At 48.6% G+C, this 7,586-nt stretch carries 7 protein-coding genes; 3 read left to right on the forward strand and 4 right to left on the reverse strand.

The window, feature by feature from the left end; genetic code table 11:
- On the reverse strand, positions 1-515 hold a 515-nt coding region (locus QZT80_RS23425), incomplete at its 3' end, for a hypothetical protein (protein WP_295128119.1).
- Between the two features lie 626 nt (positions 516-1,141).
- Between QZT80_RS23425 and QZT80_RS23430 the strand changes: the two genes are divergently transcribed.
- The 3 genes from QZT80_RS23430 (at position 1,142) to QZT80_RS23440 (ending at position 5,599) form a co-directional block, all read left to right on the forward strand.
- Complete coding sequence (locus QZT80_RS23430; RefSeq protein WP_295128122.1) at positions 1,142-2,248, forward strand: ROK family protein; 1,107 nt, start codon at positions 1,142-1,144, stop codon at positions 2,246-2,248.
- A 42-nt stretch (positions 2,249-2,290) separates the two neighbouring features.
- Complete coding sequence (locus QZT80_RS23435; RefSeq protein ID WP_295128125.1) at positions 2,291-4,747, forward strand: PHB depolymerase family esterase; 2,457 nt, start codon at positions 2,291-2,293, stop codon at positions 4,745-4,747.
- 135 nt (positions 4,748-4,882) lie between these two features.
- Complete coding sequence (locus QZT80_RS23440) at positions 4,883-5,599, forward strand: DUF481 domain-containing protein (protein WP_295128127.1); 717 nt, start codon at positions 4,883-4,885, stop codon at positions 5,597-5,599.
- On the opposite strand, the gene QZT80_RS23445 is transcribed toward QZT80_RS23440, so the two are convergent.
- From QZT80_RS23445 to QZT80_RS23455, 3 genes are all read right to left on the reverse strand, one after another.
- Positions 5,596-6,381, reverse strand: coding sequence for a transglutaminase family protein (locus tag QZT80_RS23445; RefSeq protein ID WP_295128130.1), 786 nt, complete (start codon positions 6,379-6,381; stop codon positions 5,596-5,598). The two genes, QZT80_RS23440 and QZT80_RS23445, sit on opposite strands and share 4 nt — an antisense overlap.
- Before the next feature lie 81 nt (positions 6,382-6,462).
- Positions 6,463-6,819 carry a hypothetical protein gene (locus QZT80_RS23450; RefSeq protein ID WP_295128133.1) on the reverse strand — a complete coding sequence of 119 codons (357 nt, stop codon included), beginning with the start codon at positions 6,817-6,819 and terminating at the stop codon, positions 6,463-6,465.
- 182 nt (positions 6,820-7,001) lie between these two features.
- Complete coding sequence (locus QZT80_RS23455) at positions 7,002-7,364, reverse strand: hypothetical protein (protein ID WP_295128136.1); 363 nt, start codon at positions 7,362-7,364, stop codon at positions 7,002-7,004.
- Between the last annotated feature and the right edge of the window lie 222 nt (positions 7,365-7,586).

The following is a 7,586-nucleotide window of genomic DNA, read 5'->3' on the forward strand; positions in this document are numbered from 1 at the left end:
ATACGATTCGCTACATCCAGCGCATCCAGGGAAAGAGCTATCTCCAGCAGGTAAAAGAACTTTCCTGCGTTAATCTTTATAGTGGCAGGATCTACCCCGGCTGCTTTGATCACATCGTTAATATTGCGCCCGGCTTTTAATTCCACCAGCACTTCCGTGGTGTAATACAACTCCTGTTCGCCCGCACGGTAAGCCGGTTTAATCGTAGCAATGTTAGCCTGCTGGCTCCTTAACAACTCTTCGGGCGATTCGCCCGCCTTAATATTAATAGTTACCACTTCAGGACTTTCCTCCTTAAACCCGGTAGCCGCCGTTCGCAGGTTGGTGGCAAGCAACTTGGCGCTGGCAGCATCTTTAAATCTCACCACGTATTTGCCCGGGATAGGCGTGATGGGGATCTTTTCGTCAAAAGCATAGTAAAACCGCTCTTCATCGGGCAAACGATAGGCGGTGGCAATAAAATAGAGGGCAACTGCTACAATGCAGCCAAGCATGGATAATGCGACTTTTTTCATAGTGAGGAGTTATGAGTAAAAAATAATTGGGAACGGGTTCAAAAAAAGGGAATCGGGCTTCAAACTTCAAAATACACGGGGTAATTCCCTGGCACTGTACTTCCAAATGTAGCTAATAAAACTGTAGTAAAAACAGGAATTATGTTATTTTAAGAAAGGCTGATAGGATCCAAAAATATGCCGACTACTTTTTATTTTTTTTCAAAAGAATTGTATATTCACCCCTGTATATCGATGATCTCTTTGTTTATGGATGCCGGTTGAGTAACCGGATTCAACATTTGTCAGTAGAACTTTAATTGAATTATAAAACAGTGAACGGGTAGCAACTGCTACAGCAGGGGTTTTACCCATCTAACAGCGAACATTTTTAAACAGTGAACTTGTGTGCGTCCCCAACGGGGTGCGTTTGCCGTTGTGGTACGGGGTATCATACCCTGCCGGGCACCTCATCTTAAACCATCATGGGATTTGGAGCAACATCTGTTTCGGACAACTTATAGCACTTCCTGGATATGGTTAATAAGAGTTATTACAAAACATTGGCCTTAAGGGAATTTTATTTTTCAGGTAAACTTTCCTCCACGGACCTTAGCGAACGTATGAGCAAAAGCATACCGCATGTCATGAAGATTATTGGCGATCTGATTGCCGATGGTGTGATTGCCGAATCGGGATATGCGCCCTCCAGTGGCGGCCGTCGCCCGGTGGTGTATGCGGCTAATCCGCAGGCATCGTACGTGTTATCTGTTTCCATGGATCAGGTAAGCACGCGTATCGCCCTGATGGACCTGGACAATAACCCGGTTACACCGGTAGTGGAATTTGAACTGCCGCTGTCGAATAACCCGGAAGCGATCGTGCAGTTAAAAGATAAGATGCTTGGGGTGATTAATGTGCCGGGCATCGACCGCCACCGTATTATCGGCGCGGGCATAGGAATGCCCGGGTTCGTAGATTTTAAGAACGGCATCAATTACTCCTTCCTCGATACCGGGAACAAAACTATTACCGCCTACCTTACACACGAATTAAAGATGCCGGTGTATATTGATAACGACTCCAGCCTGATAGCGCTGGCGGAGTTCCATTTCGGCGCGGCCAGGCAAAAGAAGAACGCCATCGTGGTGAATATCGGCTGGGGTATCGGTTTGGGCATGATATTAAACGGTGAACTGTTCCGCGGGCATGATGGCTTTGCGGGCGAGTTCAGCCACATCCCGATATTCAATAATAATAAATTGTGCAGCTGTGGTAAAAGCGGCTGCCTTGAAACTGAAGCCTCCCTGCAAATCGTAATCGAAAAGGCAGCGGCAGGCCTCAGGGATGGCCGTATATCGGCACTGGGAGGCAAGTTCCCGACAGGGCACCCGGAAGCAGATTGGGAGGCGATCGTACGCGCTGCGCACAAAGGCGATCGTTTCGTGGTGGAGCTATTGTCGCACACCGGTTACGATATCGGCAAAGCAGTAGCGATACTGATTCACCTGATGAACCCCGAGTGTGTAGTACTGAGCGGACGGGGAACGCTCGCCGGAAAAGTATGGGAAGCCCCCGTACAGCAGGCCCTGAACGAACACAGTATACCAAGGCTGGCGGCCAATACCAGTCTGGCCATTTCTACGTTGGGCTATCATGCAGAACTAATCGGAACCGTGGCATTGGTCATGGAAAACAGGGTAAAAGAATTTAAGAAAGAAGCAAAAAAGATAAAGATGGATGTGGTTTCGTAAACCGGGGCAACATCTTGTTTTCATATCCAATTATTTATGTTGATGAAGAAGATACCATTCTTATTGTTACTGGCATCTGGCAGCTTTTTGCAGCCAGCGTTTGCACAGGAAACTTACCAGTTTAAAAGCGGTTTGGCGGTAAGCAGCCCCCAACGTTACGGAAGGGAAGCGCTTTACACCGATAACCTGGCCTATGGCCTTTATACCGGCTCGCTGAAAACGCCTAAAGACGGTGATATATTCGGCAAAGATGAAAATGGCCAGCAGCTTGCATGGCAGGCCGTAACTGCCGACAGCGCCAACCGTTTGTTCCGTCGCGGCATGGGCAGGGGCAGTTTTGGCAGGGGCGGGTATATGTACCTGACCTACGAATCGGCTACTGCCGGTACTGCGCTGTTAAACATCAAAGGCAACAGCAGCCTTTATTTTAATGGTGAACCACATACGGGTGACCCATACAGCTCGGGCTGGCTGTACATTCCCGTGCAACTGAAAAAAGGTTTGAACGAGTTATATGTACGCGGTGTATTTGTAACCGCCAGCCTTAGTTTTCCTGGCAAGGCAGTGCAGTTGATCACCGAAGATCCAACGATGCCTGCCATCGTACTGGGCCAGCAACAGGGTGTTTTACAGGGTGCGGTAGTGGTAGTGAATAGTTCTTCCAAAGCTTTAACAGGCTTGCAAATACGTAGCACACTGCAGGGCAAACAGCAAACCACCACGTTGCCTGCAATACCGCCTATGTCTACACGTAAAGTACCTTTCTCTTTTGATGGAAGCGCTATTCATGCTGCCGGTAAAACTGACTGTGGTATCGTATTGCTCGAAAAAGGAAAAACGCTGGATGAAACAACTATTCCTGTAGAAGCAGTAACACCCGCAGATAAATACAGTGCAACGTTTATCAGTAAAGTGGATGGTAGTCTGCAGTATTACGCGGTAACCCCGCAACTGGGAGGCTCGCGTAAAGATGCGGCGCTTTTTCTATCCGTACACGGTGCAGGTGTAGAAGCAATTGGTCAGGCAAAAGCTTACCAGTCGAAAGACTGGGGTACGCTGGTGGCAGCTACTAACCGCCGTCCGCGCGGCTTTAATTGGGAAGACTGGGGCAGGCTCGATGCGTTGGAAGTGCTGGATATTGCCCGCAATAAATTCCAGCCCGATCCGCAGCATATTTACCTGACCGGCCACTCTATGGGCGGCCACGGCACCTGGTTCCTGGGCGCTACTTATCCCGATAAATGGGCAGCCATCGCACCATGCGCCGGTTATCCAACCCTGAAAGGTTATGGTTCCGCCGACGGACTTATCCCCGACAGCGCCAGTAGTCCGATGGAACAAATGTTATTACGCTCGGGCAACCAGAGTGATGTGATCAAACTGGTAAATAACTACAAACCAATGGGTGTATACGTGTTCCATGGCGATGCCGACCGCACTGTGTCGGTGAATTACGCACGCCAGATGCGTGGTTTGCTGGGACAGTTCCATACCGACTTCAGTTATAACGAATACGTAGGCGGCGAACACTGGTTCGGCGATATCAGCGTTGACTGGAAGCCGATTTTCGACTTCTTCAAATGGCACCAGCGTCCGCTGGACACGGCCGTGAACAGTATCGATTTTATTACCTCTAATCCTGGTATATCCGCATCATTCCGCTGGGCATCTGTAATACAGCAGCAGCATGCGTTACAATACAGCCGTATCCAGTTACAGCGCAACAGGGGAGGTAAAACAATTACTGCCACCACTGAAAATGTACGCATACTCCGCCTCGATCTGAAAGATTTTGCGGCCGGTACCGACGTGAAACTCACGATCGATGGGGCAAATATCAACCTGACTGCTAATACCGACCCTGTTTACCTGCAAAATACAGCTGGAAAATGGAGCGTGGGCAGCCAGCCATCCTTAGCTGCAAAAGGCCCGCACCGTTACGGTACGCTGAAAGACGCATTTAACCACCAGATGGTATTTGTGTACAGCACCGGCGGTACGAAAGAAGAGAACGAGTTGAGCTTCAACAAAGCCCGCTACGATGCCGAAACCTGGTATTACCGCGGTAACGGCGCAATAGATATCATTGCCGACAAAGATTACAGTACCGCCAAATACAAAGACAGGGGTGTGATCATTTATGGTAACAAAAGCACCAACAAGGCGTGGAACACTTTATTGTCCGGCTGCCCTATTCAGGTAGAGCGTAATAAAGTAAGCGCAGGCGGCAAACAATGGACTGGTGGCGATATGAGCGCCTGCTTCGTATGGCCGCTGCCGGGTTCCGACGTGGCATCTGTAGGTGTAATTACCGGTACAGGTGCTATGGGCATGAAGGCCGCCTATGCTAACCAGTACTTTGCCGGCGCAAGCGGTTTCCCCGACTTCATGATCTATGATGCTAAAATGCTGATGACAGGCGTGAACGAAGTGAAAATGTCGGGCTTCTACGACCAGGCATGGAAACTAAACGAAGCTGACATGATACAGGCGAACTAAAAAGAATAGCCAACGATAGAGTAACCAGGGTGGTGTAATGCTGCCCTGGTTTTTTTATGCCATTACATTCAGGCATGTTAATTGCGGCCTCAAAGGCTTGAATTTCAGGAGATGAAGATATTAAGGTTATGTTTTTTGCTGACAGTTCTAACCACCGTAAGCCTGTCTGCAGCAGCACAGTTCAGCGATTCTGTGCATTACTATGTGAAGTACGCCTCCACCGGTTCTTTTAACCGCACGGAAGATGCGAAGTCGTTCCTGCTGAATAATGCCCTGGCTTTTAAAGTAAGTCAGAAAAGGGTGATGTTAAATGCCGATGCCAGTTATATTTATGGCAGGCAGGACCAGTCGCAGACGAACAACGATGTATCCTCCTCCATCAATTTTAACCTGTACGGCAATAACAGGCGTTTTTATTACTGGGGCCTTACCAGTTATGATAAAAGTTATTCCCTTAAAATCAATAACCGTTTCCAGGGTGGGCTTGGTGTGGCTTACGACGTGATAAGGCGGCCAACGGCCGTAGTGAACCTCAGTGATGGTATCCTGTTCGAGAACGCCGATCTGATACTAAAAGACACCATTCCTGATAAATACCAGACCTTCCGTAATTCCTTCCGGGTATATTATAAATGGACGATAAAGAGTATTATCGTACTCGAGGGTACGCAGTACTGGCAGCAGTCGCTCGCCACCGGCAGTGATTACATCCTGAAAAGTAATAATGCACTGTCCATTAAGCTACGCTCCTGGCTGGCCATTACAGCTGCTCTTAACTATAACAAGGTAAATCGTACGGGCAGGGAGAACCTGTTTATGAATTACGGTTTAACGGTGGAAAAGTACTTTTAGGGCAGTTTTTCGTCTACCCGTACAATCATTTCATTTAACTCTACATTTCCGAAGTGGGTGGCAAAAGCCACGTCCGCTGCGTCGCGGCCATATGCCACGTTTATACGGTTGCCGCGGGGGGCGGCCTGTGTAGGATCGAAGCAGAACCAGCGGCCGGCGAGGTACACCTCGAACCAGGCGTGCAGGTCCATGGGATTTAAGTCGTACAGGTACCCGGTAACCATCCTGGCCGGAATGTCCAGCGCACGGCTAAGGGAAATGCCCAGGTGTGCAAAGTCGCGGCAAACGCCGGTTTGGGAAGATAATATATCGTAAGCAGAAGTAGAACTGTTGGTGGTGCCGTACTGGTAACGGACATTGGTGTTTATCCATCTGCAGATGGCATCAACCTGCTCATATCCCGGGTTGCAGCCTTGTACAATTTCCATGGCTATGTCGGCCATCTTGTCCGACTCGCAATAGCGGCTGGGTAAAATGAAGTGTAAAACGAAATCGGGCAGGTATTCTACAGCAGTCCATCCCGCACTGAAATCTACATCTATATCGCTCCTGCAATCGGCCAATACGCTGCTTTCCAACCTTGAATTGCCTACTGGTAAAACCATGCGCTGACAGAGGTTGCCATAATTATCTGTAAATTCTGTAGCGGTGCAATAAGGCTTGGTGTGTAATTCATCCCTGATAATAAACTGCCCGAAGCCACTTTTGGCGCGCAGCATAAAGGTGGTGGGTACGGGATTTTCGCAGGTAAAGTCGAGAAAGCAGGAGGCTTGTATGAGCATGCCGCAAAATACAGAATTAATTTGACAGGAGAAAAGGCAGGAGGGCCGGTCGCGGGGGTAACAATTTATTAAAATGATGCGCTACGCCACTACAAACCCGTCATCCGCACCTTCTTCCAGTACCACGTAGGTCCGAACCCAGCTTTCGTCGCTTAGTCTTCTCCATTTATGACCGGTGCCGGTAATGTCTGCAGCCACCAGCACATCGCCAGGTTGCAGCACGAACGTGCTGCCATCTGTAACCGTAAACTCCAATGTGCCCCGTAATGTGAGTACGTATTGCCTTTTAGGGGCCGGGTGCCAGTCGTACGCCACTCTTTCCGGCGCATCTTCTGCCAGGAATAAATATTCGGATGGAATGTGCTGTAACCGGTTGATCCTTCCTTCTTCGAATGCGCTGCCGCCCGTTGCTGTCGTAAATAGTCTGTATGCCTTCATGGTATAATTCCTGGTTAATGACAGCGAAAATAGTAAATAATCGCCCGACTACAACGTTTGGACTGATGTGAAAACAGCACACGATAGTGTAAACCTGGAATTAACGGCGTGGTATGGCAATAGAGGGTGGCGTTCAATTTATTTAAATAAGGCCGGCAATTTCGCCGGCCTTATCTTAAAAATTAATGCGTACACGGATAGCAATACAAAGTGCCACTGCCGCTTTTACCTACACCATTCTCCACATAATAAATACTGCCGGTGATCACCGACTGTGTAGCGGGATTTACCTGCTGCAATGTGCCGCCTGCCGGGTTCATGGGGTTTCCCTGCATGTCGTAAACACCTACTACCATGTTTGTTGTGCCTGCGTTCAGGAATTTTACCTGTACGGAAGTACCGTTAACGACCATGTAGGCGCAGTATTGATTTTCAACTGCGGCCGGGGCGGCTACGGCAGCTTTGGCGGCCGGGCGGTAACAGATAGTAGCGGTAACAGCAGTGAATGCTACTGCGGCAAATGCATAAACAAATTGTCTCTTCATAAAAGTGGGTTTATAGAATTAAAAAATAACTTACAGACAAAATGGGGTAGCCCCGCATGATAAATGCAGGAACAGGGTAATACATAATATAAAGTCCGGGAAACCGGGGCCTCACAAACACTAGGTCAACACGCTAATTCTAAGGTAAGTAATATGTTTCCGGCGGGGTTCACGATTATTAAGCATTGATAGGCGGATATTCACTCTGTTTGATAAGGCTTA

The organism is uncultured Chitinophaga sp. (genome assembly GCF_902168175.1).
In the GTDB taxonomy this organism is placed as follows: domain Bacteria; phylum Bacteroidota; class Bacteroidia; order Chitinophagales; family Chitinophagaceae; genus Chitinophaga.